Origin of the sequence: Actinomadura macra NBRC 14102, assembly GCF_001552215.1 — a bacterium.
GTDB lineage: Bacteria > Actinomycetota > Actinomycetes > Streptosporangiales > Streptosporangiaceae > Spirillospora > Spirillospora macra.
On record NZ_BCQT01000019.1, the window covers coordinates 45,156 to 67,621 of the forward strand.

At 74.4% G+C, this 22,466-nt stretch carries 19 protein-coding genes; 12 read left to right on the plus strand and 7 right to left on the minus strand.

Features of this window, described 5'->3' with window-relative positions; genetic code table 11:
• Positions 1–7: 7 nt before the first annotated feature.
• From AMA02S_RS29860 to AMA02S_RS29870, 3 genes are all read right to left on the minus strand, one after another.
• Positions 8–925, minus strand: coding sequence for a quinone oxidoreductase family protein (locus AMA02S_RS29860; protein ID WP_067464746.1), 918 nt, complete (start codon positions 923–925; stop codon positions 8–10).
• A gap of 98 nt (positions 926–1,023) precedes the next feature.
• Positions 1,024–3,747 (minus strand): ATP-binding protein, encoded by a 2,724-nt coding sequence (locus tag AMA02S_RS29865; protein WP_067464748.1) that lies wholly within the window; start codon positions 3,745–3,747, stop codon positions 1,024–1,026.
• Between the two features lie 9 nt (positions 3,748–3,756).
• Positions 3,757–4,494 carry a TetR/AcrR family transcriptional regulator gene (locus tag AMA02S_RS29870; protein ID WP_245667890.1) on the minus strand — a complete coding sequence of 246 codons (738 nt, stop codon included), beginning with the start codon at positions 4,492–4,494 and terminating at the stop codon, positions 3,757–3,759.
• Between the two features lie 96 nt (positions 4,495–4,590).
• Between AMA02S_RS29870 and AMA02S_RS29875 the strand changes: the two genes are divergently transcribed.
• A complete protein-coding gene (locus AMA02S_RS29875) occupies positions 4,591–5,610 on the plus strand; it encodes an ATP-binding cassette domain-containing protein (protein ID WP_067464751.1) in 1,020 nt (339 codons plus the stop codon).
• Positions 5,607–6,443 (plus strand): ABC transporter permease, encoded by an 837-nt coding sequence (locus AMA02S_RS29880; protein WP_084265735.1) that lies wholly within the window; start codon positions 5,607–5,609, stop codon positions 6,441–6,443. Before AMA02S_RS29875 ends, AMA02S_RS29880 begins: the two co-directional genes overlap by 4 nt.
• A gap of 56 nt (positions 6,444–6,499) precedes the next feature.
• Here the strand turns inward: AMA02S_RS29880 and AMA02S_RS29885 are convergent, their stop codons facing one another.
• Positions 6,500–7,018, minus strand: coding sequence for a GNAT family N-acetyltransferase (locus AMA02S_RS29885; protein ID WP_067464753.1), 519 nt, complete (start codon positions 7,016–7,018; stop codon positions 6,500–6,502).
• The gene (gene rsgA, locus AMA02S_RS29890; protein ID WP_067464764.1) at positions 7,015–8,103 is read right to left on the minus strand and encodes a ribosome small subunit-dependent GTPase A; all 1,089 of its coding nucleotides are present in this window, start codon (positions 8,101–8,103) and stop codon (positions 7,015–7,017) included. Before rsgA ends, AMA02S_RS29885 begins: the two co-directional genes overlap by 4 nt.
• 318 nt (positions 8,104–8,421) lie before the next feature.
• On the opposite strand from rsgA, the gene AMA02S_RS29895 reads away from it, so the two are divergent.
• From AMA02S_RS29895 to AMA02S_RS29930, 8 genes are all read left to right on the plus strand, one after another.
• Complete coding sequence (locus tag AMA02S_RS29895) at positions 8,422–9,498, plus strand: hypothetical protein (RefSeq protein ID WP_157430904.1); 1,077 nt, start codon at positions 8,422–8,424, stop codon at positions 9,496–9,498.
• A 63-nt stretch (positions 9,499–9,561) separates the two neighbouring features.
• Positions 9,562–10,287, plus strand: a complete 726-nt coding sequence (locus tag AMA02S_RS29900; protein ID WP_067464770.1) for a response regulator transcription factor — start codon at positions 9,562–9,564, stop codon at positions 10,285–10,287.
• A 14-nt stretch (positions 10,288–10,301) separates the two neighbouring features.
• Positions 10,302–11,741: a sensor histidine kinase gene (locus AMA02S_RS29905; RefSeq protein ID WP_218005162.1), complete on the plus strand. Its 1,440-nt coding sequence runs from the start codon at positions 10,302–10,304 to the stop codon at positions 11,739–11,741.
• Between the two features lie 287 nt (positions 11,742–12,028).
• Positions 12,029–13,333, plus strand: a complete 1,305-nt coding sequence (locus AMA02S_RS29910; RefSeq protein ID WP_084265736.1) for a bifunctional glycosyltransferase family 2/GtrA family protein — start codon at positions 12,029–12,031, stop codon at positions 13,331–13,333.
• On the plus strand, positions 13,330–15,363 hold the full coding sequence (locus tag AMA02S_RS29915) for an ArnT family glycosyltransferase (RefSeq protein ID WP_245667891.1): 2,034 nt from the start codon (positions 13,330–13,332) through the stop codon (positions 15,361–15,363). The genes AMA02S_RS29910 and AMA02S_RS29915 overlap by 4 nt, the downstream gene beginning before the upstream one ends.
• 2 nt (positions 15,364–15,365) lie before the next feature.
• Positions 15,366–16,772, plus strand: a complete 1,407-nt coding sequence (locus AMA02S_RS29920) for an ArnT family glycosyltransferase (RefSeq protein WP_067464775.1) — start codon at positions 15,366–15,368, stop codon at positions 16,770–16,772.
• A gap of 66 nt (positions 16,773–16,838) precedes the next feature.
• Positions 16,839–17,138, plus strand: coding sequence for a 4a-hydroxytetrahydrobiopterin dehydratase (locus AMA02S_RS29925; protein WP_067464777.1), 300 nt, complete (start codon positions 16,839–16,841; stop codon positions 17,136–17,138).
• Positions 17,139–17,144: 6 nt separating this feature from the next.
• The gene (locus AMA02S_RS29930) at positions 17,145–17,618 is read left to right on the plus strand and encodes a TIGR00725 family protein (RefSeq protein WP_067464787.1); all 474 of its coding nucleotides are present in this window, start codon (positions 17,145–17,147) and stop codon (positions 17,616–17,618) included.
• A 28-nt stretch (positions 17,619–17,646) separates the two neighbouring features.
• Here AMA02S_RS29930 and AMA02S_RS29935 read toward each other — a convergent pair whose 3' ends face one another.
• On the minus strand, positions 17,647–18,468 hold the full coding sequence (locus AMA02S_RS29935; RefSeq protein ID WP_067464790.1) for an SDR family NAD(P)-dependent oxidoreductase: 822 nt from the start codon (positions 18,466–18,468) through the stop codon (positions 17,647–17,649).
• 130 nt (positions 18,469–18,598) lie between these two features.
• The gene (locus AMA02S_RS29940) at positions 18,599–20,911 is read right to left on the minus strand and encodes an ATP-binding cassette domain-containing protein (protein WP_067464793.1); all 2,313 of its coding nucleotides are present in this window, start codon (positions 20,909–20,911) and stop codon (positions 18,599–18,601) included.
• Positions 20,912–20,973: 62 nt separating this feature from the next.
• On the opposite strand from AMA02S_RS29940, the gene AMA02S_RS29945 reads away from it, so the two are divergent.
• A complete protein-coding gene (locus AMA02S_RS29945; protein ID WP_245667892.1) occupies positions 20,974–21,942 on the plus strand; it encodes a helix-turn-helix transcriptional regulator in 969 nt (322 codons plus the stop codon).
• 111 nt (positions 21,943–22,053) lie between these two features.
• Positions 22,054–22,422, plus strand: coding sequence for a VOC family protein (locus AMA02S_RS29950; RefSeq protein ID WP_067464799.1), 369 nt, complete (start codon positions 22,054–22,056; stop codon positions 22,420–22,422).
• The last annotated feature ends 44 nt before the right edge of the window (positions 22,423–22,466 follow it).

Genomic DNA, 22,466 nt, shown 5'->3' on the forward strand with positions numbered 1-22,466 from the left:
CGCACCGTCAGTCGACCGTCAGGACGATCTTGCCGCGGATGCCGCCTGCCTTGTAGGCGCGGTGCGCGTCGGCGGCCCGCTCCAGCGGGAATGTCCGGTGGATGTGCCATTTCACCTCGCCGCGCGTGTACAGGGCCACCATGTCGGCCAACCGGGCGGCGGTGCGCCGCGCGGGGGACAGGCGGACGCCCAGGGCGGCGGCGCGGTCGTGGTCGTACAGGGTGATGATGCGGGAGCGGTCCTCGACCAGTTCCAGTGTCGCGTCCAGGGCGGTGCCGCCGACGCCGTCCAGGGCAGCGGTCACCACCCCGTTGGGTGCCAGCTCGCGTACCCGGCCCGTGAAACCGTCGCCGTAGTCGACGGGCAGGGCGCCCAGCGACCGGAGGTAGTCGTGCTGGGTCTCGCGCGCGGCGCCGATCACCGTCGCGCCCCACAGCCGTCCGAGCTGCACCGCGACCGTGCCGACCGCACCCGCCGCGCCGTGCACCAGGAGCGTGTCGTGCTCACCTACCTCCAGTTCCTCCAGGGAGTTGTAGGCCGTCTGGGCCGGGGCGGTGAACCCGCCCGCCACCTCCCACGGCATCCCGGGCGGCTTGGCGGTGACCTGCTCGGAGGGGATCACCAGATGCTCGCGATAGGCGTTGAGGACGGTGAAGCCGAGCACCTCGTCGCCCACGGCGAATCCCGTCACGCCCTCGCCGAGCCGGTCGATCACCCCGGCGAACTCGTTGCCCGGCGTGCGGGGGTAGGCGGCGTCCGCCCCGGCGGGCAGCCAGCCCTCGACCACCGCCACGTCGAACGGTTGCACTCCGGCCGCCCTTACCATGACGCGTACCTGCCCCGGCCCGGCCTGCGGTTCCGCCACGTCGGCGAGGCGCAGCACCTCGGGCCCGCCCGGCTCTTCGAAAACGATCGCTCTGCTCATCGCGTGCTCCCTGATCGGCCGTTCCGACGATCACGAAGCTAGGTGGCGCGGGCGGGGCGCCGAATCCGTGACATCACCGTAGTCACGGTGGCGGGGCGTCAGGAGAAGCGCGCCAGCTCGGTCCGTGATGTGACGCCGAGCTTGGGATAGGCCTTGTAGAGGTGGTACTCGACCGTCCGGTGGCTGAGGAACAGCTGCGCCGCGATGTCACGGTTGGCGACGCCGGACGCGGCGAGCCGGACGATCTGCAGCTCCTGCGGGGTGAGCCGGGCCAGCGGGTCGTCGCCGGAGGGCGGGCCGGACGCGGTCTCGCCGGTGGCGCGCAGCTCGCCGCGGGCACGGTCGGCCCAGGGCGTGGCGCCGAGCCGCTCGAAGATCGACAGGGCGGAGCGGAGCGGGGCACGGGCGTCCGAGCGGCGCCGCTCGCGGCGCAACCACTCGCCGTATGTCAGTGCGGTGCGGGCGTGTTCGAACGGCCGTCCGCCGGCGGTGTGCAGGTGGAGCGCCGCCTGAAAGGTCTCGTCGCGGGGCGCCAATAGGGCCTGGCAGCGCAGCGCGACCGCCGAGATCCACGGGCGGTCGAGGACGGCCGCCCACGCGGTGAGGCGCTCGCCCGCGGCCCGCGCCTGCTCCAGCTGCCCGGCGCGCACCGCCGCCTCGGCCAGGTCGGCCGCCGCGAACATCACGGTGGCGGTACGGCGGGCGGGCCCGGCCGCGGTCTCCTCCAGGACGTGCAGCGCGTCCTCATGCCGTCCGAGGCCCAGGTGCAGGAGCCCGAGCGCGCAGGCGCCCTCCGCGGCGGCCTCGGCCACCGACTCCGCGGCCTCGGCGGCCAGCTCCCGGCACCGTTCCTGCTCGCCCTCGATCGCGGCGATCCGGGCGGTGAGGGCGGCGAGCCGCCCCTGGCGGTGACGCTGGCCGGTCTCGCGGGCGAGCGCGAGGGCCTCGGCCGCCGTCGCCGCGGCGTCGCGGTGCAGCCCCGCCGCCACCTGCGTCTGCGCGACGACCTGCAGCGTCGTGGGCAGTGCTCCGACAAGGCCACGGTGGCGGGCGTGCGCGACGTCGGCGGCGGCCAGCTGCGCCGCCGCCTCGTCATCGCCGACCAGCAGGGCCACGGCAAGGACGAGCAGCCGCGCGATGAGGCTGCCGGGCGGATCGGCGTGTGCGGCCGCGACCACGCTCCGCAGCAGCGGCGCACCGGACGAGGTGTCCCCGGCGGCGAGGCGCCCGAGGCCCACCAGCGCAGTGGCCACCGAGGCGGTCGTCCCAGCGGCGCGGGTGACGCAGGTTCCGGCGGTGGCGGCGCCGATCCCGGCGGCGAGGCCGGCCGCCCGGCGCACTTCGCCGTCCTCGCCCGTGGACCAGGCGTTGCCCGCCGCCATGACCAGCAGCGTCAACGCCAGCCCCGGGTCCGCCTCGGCCACCTGGGCGGCGCTGTCGGCCAGGTACCGGGCGGTGCCCACCGGCGCGCCCCGCTCGAACTCCGCCGTCGCGCGGACCATGGCGACCTCGGCGAGCGGCACCGGGCCGAGCCGGCGGGCGGCCGCCCGCTCGGCCAGGTCCGCCGCATGGCCGGTGCGGCCCCCGGTGATCGCCGACTGGGCGGCGCGGATCAGCCGCCGCGTCCGGTCGCCGTCGGCCGGGCTGAGCCGCGCGGCGTGCTCGTACAGGGACGCGGCGGCCGCGGGCGCGTTGCGTCCGCGCGCAGCGTCGGCGGACGCCTCGAGTTCGGCGGCCACGCTCTCGTCCGGTTCGGGGGAAGCCGCCGCGCGGTGCAGGGCCCTGCGGGCGCCGCCGGACACCTCGGCGAGGGCGCCGTGCACGGCCAGCCGTGTGGTCAGCGGCATGCGCTGGTAGGCCGCCGCGCGGACGAGCGGGTGCCGGAACTCCACCCGCGTCTCGGTGAGCCGGAGCAGACCGGCGCGCTCGGCGGCGTCGAGGTCCGCGGGCGCCGCGCCGAGTGTCCGTGCGGCGCGCAGCACCGTCGCCAGCTCGCCGGTGCCCTCGGCGGCGGCGATCGACAGGGCCAGCCGCGACGGCCGTGGCAGCTTCTCGATCCGGGTGCCGAACGCGGCCTGCACACGGGCGGAGACCGGCAGCGCGGGCGGGGGAACGGTGTGGCCCGCGCGTATTCCGGCGCTGAGGGCGGCGGGCAGTTCGAGGAGGGCGAGCGGGTTGCCGGCCGCCTCGTCGATGACCCGGTCGCGGACCGCGGCGGCCAGGTCGGGTGCCTGATCGGCGAGGAACGCGGCGGCTTGCGGGCGGTCCAAGCCGGCCAGCGGCAGCTCGGGGAGGCCGGGGGCGGTGAAGCCGTCGCGGGCCGCGAACACGATCGCCGCAGCCTCGGTGTCCAGCCGGCGGGCGGTGAACAGCAGCGCGTCCGCCGATGCCGGATCGAGCCAGTGCGCGTCGTCGATCAGGCACAGCACCGGCTGTTCGGTCGCCACGTCTGACAGCAGGGTCAGCACCGCCAGCCCGATCAGGAACCGGTCCGTGCCGTCCGTGCCGCCTTCGCCCTCTTCGCCGCCTAGGCCGAGCGCGGTTCGCAGCGCTCGTGCCTGCCCTGGCGGGAGCGCCTCCACTCGGGGCAGGACGGGGCGCAGCAGCATGTGCAGCGAGGCGAACGGGAGTTCCGCCTCCGTCTCCGCCCCGGTCGCACGCAGGACGCGCAGCCCCGCGGCCATCGCGGCGCCCTCGTCCAGGAGTGCCGTTTTGCCGATGCCCGCCTCTCCGCGCACCACCACCACGCCGCCGAGCCCCTCGCGCGCCCCGGTGATCAGCCCTTCCATCGCGGCCCGGTCTGCCTCTCGTCCCCACAGCATGTGCCGGCCCTAGGAGCCGGGGAGGGCGGAGGCGATGCAGTCCAGGACGCGGCTGAGCCCGTATTCGAACTGCTCGTCGTTGCTCATGTGAGGGATGCGGGCGTCGACGATGATGCGGGTGAACATGGGGTAGTCGCCGCTGTCCATCAGCTCGCGCACTCGCGGGACGGTCCGCATCATCCAGTCCTCGGGCGTCAGCCCGCTGCGCTTGTACTCGCGCTGCCACTCCAGCTCGCCGCGCACGTCCAGCTCGATGTAACCGTTCAGCATCCCGACCAGCGTGAGCATCTCGTCGACCGGGATGCCCACGTCCAGCGCGCCGAGCGTGAACTCCAGCAGGCGCAGCTGGTTCGGGCCGTAGGTGAGCCGGGACCGGTGCAACGCGGCCACCCAGGGGTGGCGCAGCAGCGTCTCGCGGGTGTTGCGGGCCACGAGCGTCAGGTCGGCGCGCCAGTCGCCGGTGGGGCGGTCCGGGAGGTCCGGCTGGCCCACGACGTGGTCGTACATCAGCTCGATGAGGTCGTCGCGGCTGGGCACGTACCGGTACAGCGACATCGCGCCGGTGCCGAGCTCGGCGGCGATGCGGCGCATCGACGCGGCCTCCAGCCCGTCGGCGTCGGCGATCCGCACGGCGGCCTCGGTGATCTGGCCGCGGCTGTAGGCGGGCCGGGGCCCGCGGCCCTGGCGCTCTGGAACCGACCAGATGCTGACGTGCTCGCCGCCCGACACGGCACCCCCCTCGTTCATCTGGGGGCCGAACGACCCCACCCCCTGAGATCCTAGTTGCGTACATCGTACCCAGTTGCTTACCCTGAACCCCATCGCCTGCGTACGGTGTACCCAATGGAGGTTGTGATGGTGGACGAACCGATCGTGGTCGCCGAGGCGCTGCGCAAGCGCTTCGGCGCCACCCGGGCCCTGGACGGGCTGGACCTGTCCGTCCCCGCGGGGACGGTGTGCGGACTTCTCGGCCCGAACGGGGCGGGCAAGACGACGGCGGTGCGGATCCTCGCGACGCTCGCCGACGCCGACTCCGGACACGCCCGCATCGCCGGCCATGACGTCGCGCGGGAGCCCGACCGGGTGCGGGCCCGGATCGGGCTGGCCGGGCAGTACGCCGCCGTCGACGAGAAGCTCACCGGCCGCGGCAACCTGCGGCTGTTCGGTCGGCTCTACCATCTGTCCCGCGCGGACGCCCGCCGCCGCGCGGACGAGCTGCTGGAGCGGTTCGGGCTGCTGGACGCCGCCGACCGTCCGGTGAGCGGCTACTCCGGCGGGATGCGCCGCCGCCTTGACCTGGTCGCCAGCCTCATCCTGCGCCCCCAGGTGCTGTTCCTGGACGAGCCGACCACCGGCCTGGACCCGCGCAGCCGCGGCGAGATCTGGGACAGCGTCCGCGAACTGGTCGCCGACGGCACCACCGTCCTGCTCACCACCCAGTACCTGGACGAGGCGGACCGGCTCGCCGACGACATCGCGGTCGTCGACCACGGCCGCGTCATCGCCACCGGCACCCCCGACCAGTTGAAGGCCTCCATCGGCGACCGGCTCGACGTCGTCCTGGCGGATCCCGCGGCGGCGCCCGGCGCCGTGACCGTCCTGCACCGGCTGGCCGGCGCCTATCCGGCGCTCGAAGGGGACCGGCTGTCGGTCGCCCTCGCCTCCGGGACGGTCCGGATCACCGACGTCGTCCGCGAACTGGACCGCGCCGGGGTCGCCGTCGGCGACGTCGGGCTGAGACGTCCCACCCTCGACGAGGTGTTCCTGCGCCTCACCGGCCGTCCCGCGAAGGCCGGCACCGACGACGAGACCGGCCCTGCCGGGGACAGGGACGCCGGACGGCGCGAGGAGGTCGTCCGATGACCGCGCCGACCCTCTCCGCGCGGCGGCCGTCGTGGGCCGGGCGCCTGCGCTGGACCTTCGCCGACGGCTCCACGCTGATCGGGCGCGAGCTGAGCCGCCTCCGTCAGGAACCGGGCGAGCTCGTCGTCGCACTCATCTTTCCCGCGATCATGGTCGTGCTGTTCGGGTACGTGTTCGGCAGCGCGATCGAGGTGCCGGGAGGCGGCGGGTACCGCGAGTACCTGATGCCGGGCCTGTTCGCGATGGTCACCTACACCTCGGTGATGTCGGTCACGATGCGGGTCGCGACCGACGCCTCCCGAGGGGTGATGGACCGGTTCCGCTCGATGCCGATGGCCCGGTCGGCGGTGCCGTTCGGGCAGACCGGCGCCGAGATCCTCAACGGCGTCCTCGGGTTGCTCATCATGGCGGCGGCCGGGCTGCTGGTCGGCTGGCGGGCGCACCGCGGGTTCGTGCCGACCGTCGAGGCGTTCCTGCTGCTGGCGCTCATGCGGTACGCGCTGAGCTGGGCGGGCTGCTACCTGGGGCTCATGGTGAAGAACGAGCAGACCGCCGACCAGCTCGTCCCGCTGGTGTTCCCGGTGACGATGCTGTCGAACTCGTTCGTGCCGACCGGCGGGATGCCCGCCGTGCTGCGAGCCGCCGCCGACTGGAACCCCGTCAGCGCCCTCACCGCCGCGTCCCGGGAGCTGTTCGGCAACCCGGGCGCGCCCACCGGGGACGTGGCGTGGGCGGTCGCGCACCCGGTCACCGCGTCGCTGCTGTGGTCGGGGGTGCTGCTGGCGGTGTTCGTGCCGCTGTCGATCCGCACCTACCAGTACCGGGGCCGCTGACGGGGCTCCGCGACCCCGGCGCCGTGGGGGCGCCGGGGGGCCGCGGAGCCGGGGTGTCAGACGCCGAACGGCGCCGGGTACTCGATCGTCCCGGCGGGGACGGGTCCGGCACCGCTGAACACCAGCGCCATCAGCGCCTCGTCCGGGACCTCGAAGGGCGCGGTGATCCCGAGCCGGGACGCCCGGCCGAACCCGAACCTCGGGTAGTACTCCGGATGCCCGAGGACGACCACGAGCCGTTCGCCGCGCCCCGCCGCGGCGTCCAGCGCCGCGCGGACCGCGGCACCGCCCGCGCCCGTGCGCTGGTGGGAGGGCAGAACCGCCACCGGGGCCAGCGCGAGCGCCTCGTCCCCGCCGACCCGGCACCGGGTCAGCAGCGCATACCCGCCGACCTCCCCACCGGATGTCTCGGCGACGAAGGACAGGCCGGGCAGCCACGCCGCGTCCGCACGCAGCGCGTCCACCAGGTCCGCCTCCAGCGGGGTCGGGAACGCCGCCAGCACGACGCGGCGCACCGCCGCCGTGTCCGCGCCCGTCTCCGGTCTGACCTTCCAGGCGTGCTCCCTCGCGGTCACCGGTCCCTCCCGCGCTCCCTGTACATCTGCCGCTGCGCCTTGGAGACGGCCTTCCAGCGGTTGCGCTGCTCGGCGCGGAGCCGGGCGTCGCTGCGCGCGGCGATCCAGGCGTTCTCGCGCATCAGCTTGCGGTAGCTGACCAGGCGCCGGGCAGGCAGCCCGCCGTCCTCGACGGCGGCGAGCACGGCGCACCCCGGCTCGCCCTCGTGGGCGCAGTCGCCGAACCGGCACGCGGCGGCGAGTTCCTCGATCTCGGCGAAGGTCTGCTGGAGGCCCTCGGCGGCGTCCCACAGCCCGACGCGGCGCAGGCCGGGCGTGTCGATGAGGACGCCGCCGCCCGGCAGCGGCAGCAGGTCACGGCGGACGGTGGTGTGCCGCCCCTTGCCGTCCCGTTCCCGGACGGCGCCGGTCGCGAGCGCCTCGGCGCCCAGCAGGGCGTTGCCCAGCGTGGACTTGCCCGCGCCGGACGGGCCGACCAGCACCACGGTGCCGTGCAGGACGGCCGCGACCGCGTCCACCCCGTCCCCGGTCGTGGCGCTGCACGCCACGACGTCGACGCCCGGCGCGGCGGCGGCCACGGCGGCCTCGGCCTCGGCGGTGCCGGGCAGGGAGTCGGCCTTGGTCAGCACGACGACCGGCCGGGCGCCGCTCTCCCAGGCCAGCGCCAGCAGCCGCTCGACGCGGCCGAGGTCGAGGTGGTCGGCGAGGGAGACGGCGATGGCGACGGTGTCGACGTTGGCGGCCAGGACCTGCCCGCGCGACTCGCGCGAGACCGTGGACCGCACGATCGCGGTCCGGCGGGGCAGCAGTTCCGCCATGACCGGCCGGTCATCAGGGTGGTCGCCGGGCCGCAGCACGGCCCAGTCGCCGGTGCACGGCGCGGCGATGGGATCGGGTGTGGCGACCGGGCCGGTCTCGGCCCGGAGCAGGCCGTTCTCGGTGGCCACGTCGCACAGGCCGCGGTCGACCGCGATGACGCGGGCAGGCGCCAGCCCGGCGGCGCGACGAGAGGCGAAATCGTTCTCCAGGGTTTCGTCCCAGCCGTAGGCGGCGAGAGGGGACGATCCTGTGGATGTGAAAGACAACGGTTCGGAACCCTTGTGTGAAGGGGCCCCGGCGAGGATGCCGCGACGGTGGGCGGTCAGGTCAGCCGGTGGCCCGGGAGATGAGGACTGGCTGAGTGCTGCGGGCAGCAGCCACCGCAATGACGGCCATGATCCCCACCTCCTTCGCGTTCCGCCGTAAGGATAACGGCCGCCCCCGCGCGGGGCCACTGGTTATCCGCGCCGCCCTGGCGCCGGGTTCCGGGCCGGGCCCTGACCCTCGCGCACCGGAGGAGGAGTGAAGACGGCAAAGAAAAGTTAAGGTGATTTAAGGAGCCGGACCGTGATAGGGGCGTGGTCGTGGACGAGAAGGTCGAGCCGGCAGGCGGGGAAGCCCTGGCCAGGCACGGTGAGGACGGTGCCGACCCGGCCGCCCGGCTGGACCGGCTGGACCGGGCGGCGGCCGAGCGCATCGAGGAGTTCGTCGAGGGGCTGGTGCCGGCCGCGGCGGGCGCGGCCCGCCTCGCCGGGACCGTGAGCGAACCGGTCCGGCAGGTCGCCCGCGACGCCGCGTCCGTGGCCGCGGCACGGTTCGTCGAGCAGCTGTCGGGCACGCCCGCGATGCGCGTCATCGAGCAGGCCGCCCGCGACGCCGCAGTCAAGATCGCGTCGGCGGCGGCGGAGCGGGCGGTGCTGGAGGCCCGCGCCGCCGCCGGGACCAACCCCGTGACCGGAACCGCGTTCGAGGTCACCGCGACCGCGATGACGCTGGCCGAACAGGCCGCCCAGCACCCGATGGCCGTCGCCGCGCGCCGGCTCGCCACCCGCAACCCCTTCGCCCGCGCGGCCACCGCCACCGCGCTGGACGTGGCGGGCCGCACCGCGGCCGCTCCGGCCGTGCAGGCCGCCACGAAGATCGTGGTCGACAGCGCCTTCGACGCCGTCGCCGACGTCGCGGTCGAGGTCGCGATGGACATGGCCCGGCCCCTGATGGTCCGGGTCGTCCGGGAGACCGCCCGCGAGGCCGCCCTCGGCCTTGGCGGCGCGCTACGCGACCGGGCGCGGGACGCCGCGGGCTCGCCCGAACTGGCGCCGCTCGCCGGGGCGGCGGCCGATCTCGCCACGCGCGCCGCCGGAAGCGAGGCCGCGCGTTCGGCCGGGGACCTGGTGGTCGCGGCCGCGGGCAGCGCCGTCGCCCGTACCGCGGCCGAGCTGGCCCTGCGGCTGGCCGCCCGGACCGCCGCCACCGCGATCGAGGCCGTGATGGCCGGGCTGATGCGCGAGGCGCTGCGGCTGGCGATGAAGGACGCACTGCGCGAGCTGATGCTCGACGTCGCGCGGGACGTGGTCGTCGACGTCATGAAGACCACCTGGATCACCGCGACCCGGCCCGCGCCCGGCGGGCCCGCCGCTGAACCCGGCCTCAGAAGTTCCTGAGAGGACGATGAGAAACGCCGTCCGGTGGCCGGAGCCGCCACCGGGAGTGTTTACGGTGAGTGCATGGAGCCCGACAGGCGGGGGGCGTCGCCCGCACGGATACTGGTCGTGGACGATGAGCCCGCCGTCCGGGAGTCGCTGTCCAGCAGCCTGACGTTCGAGGGGTACACGGTCGTCGAGGCCGCGGACGGGGCGATGGCGCTCGACCGGGTCGAGCGCGAACCCCCGGATCTGGTGGTGCTGGACGTGCTGATGCCGCGGATGGACGGCCTGACCACGTGCCGGCGGCTGCGCGCCCTCGGCGCCACGATGCCGGTGTTGATGCTGACCGCCCGCGACATGGTCGGCGACCGCGTCACCGGGCTGGACGCCGGCGCCGACGACTACCTGGCCAAGCCCTTCGAGCTGGATGAGCTGCTCGCGCGTGTGCGGGCGCTGCTGCGGCGCGGTGCCCTGGCCGCCGCGGGGCCGCGCCGCGAGGAGGTCCTGGCCTTCGGCGACCTGCGCATGGACACCCTCACCCGCGAGGTCACCCGTGCGGGCCGGCCGCTGGGGCTGACCCGCACCGAGTACATGCTGCTGGAGATGTTCCTGGCCCACCCCCGGCAGGTCCTCACCCGCGAGCAGATCCTGGAGACGGTGTGGGGGTTCGACTTCGAGCCCGCCTCCAACTCCCTGGACGTGTATGTGATGTACCTGCGGCGCAAGACCGAGGCGGGCGGGATGCCGCGGGTGCTGCACACCGTCCGGAGCGTCGGGTACGTGCTGCGCCAGGCGGCGCCACCGTGATCCGGCGGTGGCCGGTGGCCGGCCGGCTGACGCTGCGGGCCCGGCTGGCGCTGCTGACCGCGGCGGCGGTGGCGCTGGCGGTCGCCGCCTGCGCCACCGCGAGCTGGTACCTGACCCGCAACCAGCTCTACCACGAGCTGGACCGCAGGCTGGGCGCGGTGGGCGGGCCGCCGGCGCCGGAGGGCGGCATGCCGCCGCGCATGCAGCGTTTCGAACGCGATCTCGGGGCGGCGCTGGTGTCCTGCCGCTCCGACGCGCAGGCCGGCACCGGGCCGTCCCTCCCCGGACCCGCGGAGATCACACAGGTGGTGGACGTGCGGGGGCGCGCGTGCACCCTGCCCGGCGCCGGGACGCTGGTGGTGACCGGCGCCGACGCCGCGGTCGCCCGGGGTGCCCGTGAGCGCGCCGTGCACGACGGGACCGGCGTCACCTCCGCCGGCGACCAGATCGACGTGCGCATCCTGACGCGGTCGTTCCGGACCCCGGAAGGCGTGCCGTTCGCGGTGTCGTTCGCGATCTCGCTGAAGGAGGTGGAGGGTCCGCTCGACAACCTCGCGCTGCTGCTGGTGGCGGTCACCGCGCTGGGGGTGCTGGTGTCCGCGGGCGCCGGGCTGATGATCGCTCGCGCGTCGCTGCGGCCGGTGGACGAGCTGACCGGCGCCGTCGAGCACATCGCCCGCACCGAGGATCTCGGCACCCGCATCCCCGAGGAGGGAACGGACGAGATCGCCCGGCTGAGCCGCTCGTTCAACAGCATGACCGCCGCGTTGGCGGCCTCCCGCGAGCGGCAGCGGCAGCTCATCGCCGACGCCGGACATGAGCTGCGCACGCCGCTGACGAGCCTGCGCACCAATATCGATCTGCTGCTGCGCGCCGAGGCCAGCGGCCGCGTCCTGCCCGCCGACACCCGGCACCGGCTGCTGGTGAGCGTGAAGGCGCAGATGCGGGAGCTGTCGAGCCTGGTCGGGGATCTGCTGGAGCTGGCCCGTCCCGCCGAGGCCGAACCGGTCCGCGAGCCGGTCGCGCTGCACGAGGTGGTGGCCCGCGCGGTGGAGCGCGCCAGGCTGCGCGGTCCGGGTCTGGCCGTCGAGGCCGCCGCGCAGCCCTGGTACGTGATGGGCGACCCGGCGTCGCTGGAGCGCGCCGTGGTGAACCTGCTGGACAATGCGGTCAAGTTCAGCCCGCCCGGCGGCACGGTCGAGGTCGGTCTGAAGGCGGGGGAGCTGACCGTCCGCGACCACGGGCCCGGGATCCCCGCCGAGGACCTTCCCCATGTGTTCGAGCGGTTCTGGCGTTCACCGTCGGCGCGCAGCCTGCCCGGGTCGGGGCTGGGCCTGTCGATCGTGGCCCGGGTCGTGGAGGAGTGTGGCGGGCGGGTGGACCTGGACCCGGCCACCGGCGGCGGTACCCTCGCCCGCGTCCGCCTCCCGGGAACACCGGACCTCGCCGACTGAGGCGGGACGCAAGCAGGTCAAGGGCCGCAGGCGTGCGGGAGGGGCGCTGACCCCGCCAACGCCGTGGTTTCCTGACGGCGCCGTCCGGTCACCCGGCGCCAAACACCTGACGCCGAACACCCGGCGGGGAGCCCGACCGCCTCGGGCTTCACCAGGTCCTGGCGGGCCCGGTGCCCCCGCCTCCCTGGAGCCCCTCTGCGGGACGCTCAGGTAAGGCCGGCGGTTTCTCATGCGGCATTAATGAACGGCTCAGGGGCCTCCCACGCCCGCTGGCCAGCCTCGTCCCCATGAGTCACCTTGTCAGCGAACGGGGCACGCCCGCCGGGCCGCCCCCACCTGCGCCGGACGGCGGCGGGCGGGGGCGGCTGGTCGAGGTCGTCATCCCCGTCCACAACGAAGAACGGGTCCTGGCGGCGAGCGTGCAGCGGCTACACGCCTACCTCCACGACACCTTTCCCTATCCCTTCCGGATCACGATCGCCGACAACGCCAGCACGGACCGGACGTGGTGGGCCGCCGAGGAACTGAGGGCGCGGCTCCCGCACGTCCAGGCCGTCCGGCTGGACCTCAAGGGGCGCGGGCGGGCGCTACGGCACGTCTGGAGCACCAGCGACGCCGACGTGGTCGCCTACATGGACGTGGACCTGTCGACCGACCTGGACGCGTTCCTGCCGCTGGTCGCTCCACTGCTGTCGGGGCACAGCGACCTGGCCATCGGCAGCCGCCTCACCCGCGGCTCGGCCGTCGTGCGCGGTCCTCGCCGGGAGGTCATCTCCCGCTGCTACAACCTGCTGCTGCGCACGACCCTCGCCGCACGGTTCACCGACGCGCAGTGCGGGTTCAAAGCCGCCCGCACCGAGATCGTCCAGGCGCTGTTGCCGTCGGTCGAGGACGAGGAGTGGTTCTTCGACACCGAGTTGCTGCTGCTGGCCGAGCGCAACGGGCTGCGCATCCACGAGGTGCCGGTGGACTGGGTGGACGACCCCGACAGCCGCGTGGACGTGGTACGCACTGCCCGCGACGATCTGCGCGGCATGGCCCGCGTCGCGCGCCGGATGCTGACGGGGGCGTTCGGCGCCCCGGTCGGCCGGGCGCGGCCCGAGCTGCCCGCCGGGATGGCGCGACAGCTGCCGGCCTTCGCCGTCATCGGCGTGATCAGCACCGCCGCGCAGCTCGTCCTGTTCGTCCTGCTGCGGATGGTCACGGGGCCGCTGTGGGCGAACGCGCTGTCGCTCGTGGTCACCACGATCGGCAACACCGCCGCCAACCGCCGTTTCACCTTCGGGGTCACCGGCGCCGAGCGCGCGTTCCGCCAGCAACTCGAAGGCGGGCTGGCGTTCCTGCTCGGCCTGGCGCTGAGCACGGGCGGCCTGGCGCTGCTGCACGCCGCCGCGCCCGGCGCCTCCCGCGCCGTCGAGGTCGCGGCGCTCGTCGCCGCGAACGGGGTGGCGACGCTGGTGCGGTTCCTGCTCATGCGGGCGTGGATCTTTCACCCGCGCCGTCTGCGTCCACGCGGCACGGCGCAGGACCGGGCGCCCTTGCCCGGCGTGCCCGCCACGTCCGCTGAGAAGGCCGGAGGAACACCGTCATGACCGCCACGCAGAGCATGACCGCGCCGCCCGAGCGGGACCAGCCCGCCCGGGGTGGACGGACGCGGCGGCTGTTCCTCGGGCCACCGGGGGATCCGCGTTGGGCGCGCCCCGCGCTGTGGGCGCTGCTCGTCCTGGCGTTCGCCCTGTACGCGTGGGGGCTGTCGAAGTCCGGGTATGCCAACTCCTACTACTCGGCCGCCGTCAAGAGCGGGACGCAGAGCTGGAAGGCGTTCTTCTTCGGTGCGCTGGACTCCGGGTCGTTCATCACCGTCGACAAGCCGCCGCTGGCGCTGTGGGTGATGGGCCTGTTCGCGCGGGTCTTGGGATTCGGGACGTGGAGTCTGCTGCTCCCGCAGGTGCTGGAGGGCGTCGCGGCGGTCGCGGTCCTGTACGCGACGGTGCGGCGCGCGTTCGGTCCCCCCGCGGCGGTGATCGCCGCGGCCGTGCTGACCTTGACGCCGATCACCGTCGCCATCAACCGTGACAACAACCCCGACACGCTGCTGGTCCTGCTGCTGGTGCTGGCCGCCTGGGCGTGCCAGCGCGCCGTCGAGACCGGGCGCGTGCGGCCCCTGCTGCTGGCGGCGTTCGTCGTCGGTTGCGGCTTCAACACCAAGATGCTCCAGGCGTTCCTGGTCGTCCCGGTGTTCGGGTTGGTCTACCTGGTGGCCGGACGGGCCGGGCCGCTCCGGCGGGTCGCGCATCTGGTGGCGGCGGGCGCGGTGCTGGCGGTGTCGAGCGCGTGGTGGATGCTGGTCGTGGACGCCCTGCCCGCCGGCAGCCGGCCCTTCATCGGCGGCAGCACCGACGGCAGCGTGTGGGACCTGGTCATCGGCTATAACGGCCTTGGCCGGGTAGTCGGTGAGGGCACCGGTCCCGGCGGGGGGCGCAGCGGCGGGATGGGCGGCGGCTTCGGCGGCCGGTCCGGGGCGGGACGGTTGTTCAACGACGTTCTGGGTGGCCAGATCTCCTGGCTCCTGCCGTTCGCCGTGATCGCGTTCGTGGCCGTGTTCGTCCTGCTGCTGCGGCGGCCCCGTACCGACCTCGCGCGCGCCGCGCTGCTGCTGTGGGGCGGCTGGCTGGCCGTCCACTACGCCGTCTTCAGCTTCGCGCAGGGCACCTTCCATCCGTACTACTCCACGGCGATGGCCCCGGCGATCGCCGCGCTCACCGGAGGCGGCGCCGTCGTGCTGTACGGGGCGTACCGGCGGTCGGCCGCGTGGTCGTGGGTGCTGCCCGCTGGGATCGCGGTCACGGGCGCGTGGGCGTTCGCGCTGCTGGAGCGGACCCCGTCCTGGAACCCGTGGCTGCGCTGGCTGATCGCCGCCGCGACCGTGCTCGCCGTGCTGGGGCTGGTGCTGGGCCGGCTGGGCCGCCGAACGGTTCCCCGGCTGATCGCCGCGGGGCTCGTGTTCGCGGCTGTGGCGGGCCTGTCCGGGCCGGGCGCCTACGCGGTGTCGGCTGCGTCCGCCACGTCCAACGCCACGAACCCGCTGGCCGGGCCGACGTCTGGGGAAGGGGTCGGCGGGCCCGGTGCCCGTCCGATGGGACGCGGCGGGCCGCCCGGAGCAGGCGGACCTGCCGGCATGCCTCCCGGTGGGGCCGGCCTTGCCCGCGACGGTGCCGGCAACGCACCCGGCGGCGGGCTGGCCGGAGGGCCTGGCGGAGGTGTCTCCGCACGGATGATCGACTATTTGGAGAAGAATCAGGGATCGGCCGATTGGCTGGTCGCGGTGTCCAGCGCCCAGGAGGCGTCCTCGATGATCCTGCAGACCGGACGTTCGGTCATCGCCATGGGGGGCTTCACCGGCCGCGACCCCGCCATGACGGTCGCCAAGCTCCAGCGGTACGTCGCCGAGGGCAGGCTCCACTACGTGCTGGTCGGCGGGCGCGCTGGCGTGGGCCCCGACGGCGGCGGCTCCGACGTCACGGCCTGGGTCCAGAAGAACGGGACCCCGGTCCAGGCGAGCGAGTACGGCGGCTCCGGGGACGCGCAGTCGTGGGGCGCACGGCTCTACAGGCTGGGCTGATCGTGACAACCCTGCAACGGACAACGGGCAGGGCCACGGCGCTGTGGCGCGGCCGGGTCGACGACCCGTCCCGGGCGCGGCCCGCGCTGCTGGCGCCGCTGTCGGCGACGGGTGTGCTGTACGTGTGGGGCCTGGGCGCGTCCGGGTGGGCGAACGCGTTCTATTCGGAGGCGGTCCAGGCGGGGACGGTGAGCTGGAAGGCGTTCCTCTTCGGCTCGTCCGACGCCGCCGGCGCCATCACCGTCGACAAGCCGCCCGGTGCGCTGTGGCCGGTGGCGCTGTCCGCGCGGATCTTCGGGGTGAACTCCTGGAGCATTCTCGTCCCGCAGGCGTTGATGGGTGTGGCCACCGTCGGCGTGCTGCACGCGGCCGTCCGGCGCCGGTTCCCGGCGTGGGCGGCCCTGCTGGCGGGGGCGGCGCTGGCAGTGACGCCGGTGGCCGCGCTGATGTTCCGCTTCAACAACCCCGACGCGCTGCTGGTGCTGCTGTTGACGCTCGGCGCCTACGGGATGACCCGCGCGCAGGAGGACGCGAGCACCCGGTGGCTGGTGTTCGCCGCGTCGTGTGTGGGAGCCGGGTTCCTGGCCAAGATGCTCCAGGCGTTCCTGGTGGTGCCGGTGTTCGCGGTGGTCTACCCGGTGACGGCGCCGACGCCGGTCAGGCGCAGGCTGTGGCAGCTGCTGCTGGCCGGTGCCGCGCTGCTGGTGTCGGCGGGGTGGTGGGTAGCGGCGGTGGCGCTGGTGCCCGCGTCGTCGCGGCCCTACGTCGGCGGCTCGCAGCATGACTCGGTGCTGGAGGTGGCGCTCGGCTACAACGGCCTCGGACGTCTGAACGGTGCGGAGACCGGCGGTCTCGGGAACCTCGACCAGGACGCCGGGTGGGACCGGATGTTCGGTCCCGCGATCGGCGGTCAGATCGCCTGGCTGCTGCCCGCCGCGCTCATCCTGCTGGCGGCGGGCCTGTGGGCGACGCGCCGCTCGCCCCGTCCCGATCCCGTGCGGGCCGCGTTCGCGCTGTGGGGCGGGTGGCTGCTGGTCACCGCGGCGGTCTTCAGCTTCATGCGGGGGATCTTCCATGAGCCCTACACGGTCGCGCTCGCCCCGGCGGTCGCGGCGCTGGTGGGCATGGGCGCGGCGGTGCTGTGGGCGCGGCGGTGCTGTGGCGGCCGTGGCGCTGCCGCTGGCGGTCGCGGTGACGTCGGTGTGGGCGTACGTGCTGCTGGGGCGGGCGTCGGGCTGGAACCCCTGGCTGGCCCCGGTGATCCTCACGGACGGGTTGGCCGCGGCGGTGGGCCTGGCACGGGCGGCAGCGACGCCGCGCAGCGGATCACGGCGTGGGTGGCGGCGACCTTCACCGCGACCACCGTCGGTGGCGCCACCCTGTACGACCTGGCGCCGGGGGCGGCGTGATGTACGCGGCGTGATGTACTCGGAGGGCAGTGGTCATCACGCCGACGACAACGGGAGTGAGCCCCGATGGCCGACACGCTCGACGACACCGCCGTGGCCGACCGCCTGCGTGCGCTGCCCCGCTGGACCCGCGCGGGCGACGAGATCCGCAGGGAGGTGACGGCGCCCTCGTTCCTGGCGGGGGTCGACCTGGTCGCGGCGGTGGCACGCGCCGCCGAGGACGCCGATCACCATCCCGACATCGACATCCGGTGGCGCACCCTGCGGTTCGCGCTCACCACTCACAGCGCGGGTGGTCTCACCGGCAAGGACTTCGATCTGGCCGGCAGGATCGAGGATCTGGCCGGCGAGCACGGCGCGGAGTAGCCGGGCATGGCCGTCCAGGTGGCGGTGTGCGGGCCGAGCCGGTGCTCGGCGCCGCAGTGGCGGCAGGCCGAGGAGACCGGCCGGTTGCTGGCCGCGCGTTCGGCGGTGGTGCTGTGCGGCGGGTACGGCGGGGTGATGGCCGCCGTGGCGGCGGGTGCGCGCTCGGCGGGCGGGATCGTGGTCGGGGTGCTGTCGGCGGCCGATCGGGCCGGCGCGGGCCCGGACCTGACGGTCGCGCTGCCGACGGGGATGGGGCAGGGGCGCAACACCGTCCTGGTGAACGCCGCCGACGCGGTGATCGTGGTCGGTGGGTCGTGGGGGACGCTGTCGGAGCTGGCGCTCGCCATGCGCCGGGGGCGGGTCCCGGTGGTGCAGCTGGGCGGCTGGCACGTCCAGGACGAGGACGGCCGCCCGCCCGGTGGCGTCCTGCACGCCTCCGATCCGCAGGAGGCGGTCGCGATGACCGGCCTGTGGTCGTGAGGCCCGCGTAGGCCCGGAGGCGGGGAGGTCAGTGGACGGAGAGACCGCCGTCCACGAAGATCGCCTGCCCGGTGACGTAGCCGGCGGAGGGGCCCGCCAGGAACACCGCGGCGCCGGCGAAGTCGTCGGCCAGGCCGTTGCGGCCGGTCATGGTGCGTGCGGCGAGGGCCTCGGCGCGGGCGGGATCGGCGGAGATGCGGGCGTTCAGCGGGGTCAGCACGACGCCGGGCACGAGGGTGTTGGCGGTGACGCCGCGGCTCGACCATGCCTCGGCCTGTGACCGGGCGAGCGCGACGAGGCCCGCTTTGGACACCCCGTAGGCGCCGCTGGTGACGAACGCGCGGAATGCCTGCTGGGAGGCGATGTGGATGAGCCGCCCGTAGCCCCGCCCGGCCATGCCGGGGGCGAACCGCTGGCCGAGCAGGAACGGCGCGTCGAGGTTGACGGCCATGGTCGCGTCCCAGACGTCCTCGCCGAGGTCGTCCATCGGGGGCCGCAGGTTGATCCCGGCGGCGTTGACGAGGATGTCGGGTTCGCCGAACGCCGCCGCCGCATCCTCGGCCGCCGTGCGGACTCCGTCGCGGGTGCCGAGGTCGGCGCTGACCCAGGCGGCGCGGCAGCCGTGCGCCGCGAGTTCGGCGGTGGTGGCGGCCAGCTCGGTCTCGCGGCGCGCGACGACCACCACGGACGCGCCGGAGCGGGCCAGCGCCCCGGCGATGGCGCGGCCGATCCCGGAACTGCCGCCGGTCACGACGGCGACACGGCCTTCCAGCGAGAACAGACCGGACAGGTACGCGGCGGGGGCGGGCGGGGGCGCGTCGGGTATGCCCTCGCGGGCCGCATCGTTCATGGTCGCCGAGCCTACGGGCCGCCCGGCGGACGCCCAGGGCCCTGCGGCTCCCGGCGGCTCCTCGCCGGCGCTCCCGCTGCGGCGCCGCGGCAGCCGTCCGCCTCCGTCGGCGTGGGCGTGTTCGCGTCGCTCAGCGGTTGACGGGTGGTGCTTCGCCGGTGAGGTCGGTGCGCAGGAAGGCGGCGGTGACCGAGGACGGGTGGGACAGCAGCGCGGCGGGGGTGCCGGCGAAGACGACCTCGCCGCCGTGGCGGCCGCCTCCGGGGCCGAGGTCGACGACCCAGTCGGCGTGCTTGATGACGTCCCGGTCGTGTTCGATGACGATGACGGTGTTGCCGGCGTCCACGAGCCGGTCGAGCAGGGTGAGCAGGGCACCGACGTCGGCCATGTGCAGGCCGGTGGTCGGCTCGTCCAGGATGTAGACGGCGCCGGTGCGGTGCAGTTCGACGGCCAGCTTGATGCGCTGCCGCTCGCCGCCCGACAGGCCGGTGAGCGTCCGCCCGAGGGTGAGGTAGTGCAGGCCGACGTCGTTGAGGGCGCGCAGGCGGGCGGCGATGCCCCGTTCGGCGCCGTCGCCGGTGAAAAAGCCGAGGGCCTGCTCGGCGGTCATCTCCAGCACGTCGGCGATCGTCCTTCCGTGCAGGGTGTGGCCGAGGGTCTCGGCGCGGTAGCGGCGGCCCCGGCACAGCTCGCAGGTGGTGGTGACGGGGTCCATGAACGCTAGGTCGGTGACGATGACGCCGGCGCCGTCGCAGGCCGGGCAGGCGCCCGTGGAGTTGTGGCTGAACAGGCCGGGGCCCACGCCGTTGGCCTTGGCGAACAGGCGGCGGAGGGGGTCCATGACGCCGATGAAGGTGATCGGGGTCGAGCGGCGGGAGGCGGCGATGGCCGACTGGCCGGCCACGACCGCGTCGGGGTGCCGGGCGGCGAGCTCGTCCATGATCAGGGTGCTTTTGCCCGACCCGGCGACTCCGGTGACGGCGGTGAGCACGCCGGTGGGCAGCCGGGCGGTGACGTCCTTGAGGTTGTGGGTGCGGGCGCCGGTGACGGTCATCCAGCCGTCGGGTTCCCGGACGGTGTCCTTGACCGGGGTGGTGCGGCGCAGGCATCGGCCGGTGGGGGTGTCGGCGGCGCGCAGGCCGTCGACCGTGCCGGTGTAGACGACCTCACCGCCGTGGGCACCGGCGCCCGGTCCCATGTCGATCACATAGTCGGCGATCTGGATGACGCCGGGGTCGTGCTCGACCACCAGCACCGTGTTGCCCTTGTCGCGCAGCTGGATCAGCAGGCGGTTGAGGCGGTCCACGTCGCGGGGGTGCAGTCCTGCGCTGGGCTCGTCGAAGATGTAGGTCATCCCGGTGAGGCTGGAGCCCAGGTGCCGGACGACCTTGAGCCGCTGTGCCTCGCCGCCCGACAGGGTGCGGGTCTCGCGGTGCAGGCTGAGGTGGCCGAGGCCGATGTCGTGCAGCCGCCGCAGCCGCGTCACCGCGGCGCGGGCGATCGGCGCGGCGATCGGGTCGGTGATCTCGCAGAGCGCCGCGGTCAGGTCACCGATCTCCATCCGGCTCAGGTCGGCGATGCTGTGGCCGCCGATCCGGGTGGCGAGCGCGGCGCGGTTGAGCCGGGCGCCGTGGCACTGGGGGCAGGTGTCCTCGCGGACGACGGCGCGGGCCGCCTGGCCGTTGCGGCCCGTCAGGGTGTTGAGGTCGCGCTTGATGTAGAGGCGGGCGAACCGCTCGACCAGGCCCTCGTAGGCGTTGTGGCCCATCGACCCGGTCCGGTTGAGGCGGGGGACGCGGAACCCCTTGCCGTGCAGCAGCGTGTCCCATTCCTCGGTGGTGAAGTCGCGCAGCGGCTTGTCGGGGTCGAACAGCCCGGATTCGGCGTACAGCTGCCATACGAACGTCCCGACGCCGAACGGCGGGAAGTTCACCGCTCCCTCGTTGAGGGTCTTGGCGGTGTCGAGGAACCGGTCGAGGTCGACGCGCACGACGCGGCCGAGGCCGTCGCAGTGGGGGCACATGCCCTGCGGGTCGTTGAAGGAGTAGGCGCCGGCCTCGCCGGCGCTGGGCGTCCCGTGCCGGGAGAACAGCACCCGCATGATCGAGTAGATGTCGGTGATGGTGCCGACGGTCGAGCGGGCGTTGCCGCCGATGGGCCTTTGGTCGACGACGACGGCGGGGGCGAGGTGGTCGATGACGTCGGCGTCGGGCCGTTCGTGCTTGGGCAGCCGGTCGCGGACGTACCAGGTGAACGTCTCGTTGAGCTGCCGTTGGGACTCCACCGCGACGGTGCCGAACACCATCGAGGACTTGCCCGAGCCCGAGACCCCGGTGAAGACGACGATCTGCTCCTTGGGGATGCGCAGGGAGACGTCCTTGAGGTTGTTCTGTCTGGCGCCGGTGACAACGATGCTGCCGGCGCGGGTGTGGGCTGTGCTCATGCGTCCACGCTAGGAGCCAATGAGGTCAATTTCTGGCCTCATTGGGTGGCATGCTGGAGGGCGTGAGTGACACCACTTCAGGCCGGCTACTGCGGTTGCTGTCGCTGCTGCAGGCGCGCGGTGAGTGGTCGGGCCCGGAGTTGCGCGAGCGGCTCGGGGTGAGCGCCCGCACCGTCCGACGTGACGTCGAGCGGCTGCGCGATCTCGGTTATCCCGTCCACGCGGCCTTGGGCGCCACCGGCGGTTACCGGTTGGAGGCCGGTACCGCGATGCCGCCGCTGCTGCTGGACGATGAGGAGGCCGTCGCCATCGCGGTCGGGTTGCGGGGCGCGGCCGGGGGAGCGGTGGCGGGAATCGAGGAGACCTCCGTGCGGGCCCTGGCCAAGCTGGAGCAGGTGCTGCCCGACCGGTTGCGGCGCCGGGTGAACGCGCTGCACGCCGCCACCACGCCGCTGACCGGCGCGCCCGCCGGGCCGGCGGTGGATCCGGCGGCGCTGAGCGTGCTGGCCGTCGCCTGCCGTGACCGCGAGCGGCTCCGGTTTGGTTACCGGGACCGCGACGACACCGAGACCGGTCGCCTGGTGGAGCCCTACGGGCTGGTCTCGGCGGGGCGCCGCTGGTACCTGGTCGCCTGGGACGTCGGCCGCGGGGACTGGCGGACGTTCCGCGTCGACCGGATCGGCGACCCGCGCCCGACCGGTGTGAGGTGCCCGCCGCGTGAGCTGCCCGCGGCCGATGCCGCGGCGTTCGTCACCCGGTCGTTGGCGGGGTCGCGGCCGGTCCGTCCGGCGGTGCTGACCGTGCACGCCTCCGCCGAGGAGCTGATCGACCGGTTCCGGGTGACCGGGGCGGAGGTCGAGCCCGTCGACGACCGCACCTGCACGCTGCGCACCGCACCCGACTCGCTGGAGTGGACGGCGCTGCGCATCGCGTTCCTGGACCTGGATTTCGAGGTCCGCGAGCCGCCGGAGTTGGCCGAGCACCTCGCCGAGGTGGGCCGTCGTCTCCTGCGCGCCGCCGGCCGCCGGTGACCGGGCGGCGGGCCGGAGGGTGATGTGCCCGAGAGGGGCGTGTACCTGACAGGGGTTGTCAGTTTCTGCTGGCAGCGTGGACGCATCATCTTCAGGACGCGAAGGAGTGCCATGTCCGGTATCGCGGAGTTCATCGCTGTCAACCTCGACTGCCCGGAGCCGCCGGCGCTGGCGGCGTTCTACGGCGCGTTGACCGGCGGGGAGGTCACCTACAGCACCGCCGAGGCCGCCGCGGTGAAGCTGCCGAACGGCCTGGACCTGTACTTCCAGGGCGTCGCCGAGCACCGGGCGCCGCAGTGGCCGGGCCAGGAGCGCCCGCAGCAGTTCCATCTGGACTTCTATGTCGACGACCTCGTCAAGGCCGAGGAGACGGTGCGGGAGCTCGGCGGGGGCAGGCCGGACTTCCAGCCCGGCGGCGACCGGTGGATCGTCCTCACCGACCCGGCCGGGCATCCGTTCTGTGCCTGCCTGCGGCAGTAGCCCCCCGCGGCGGGCCTGCCGGTTCCGGTGCGAGGATGGGGGCC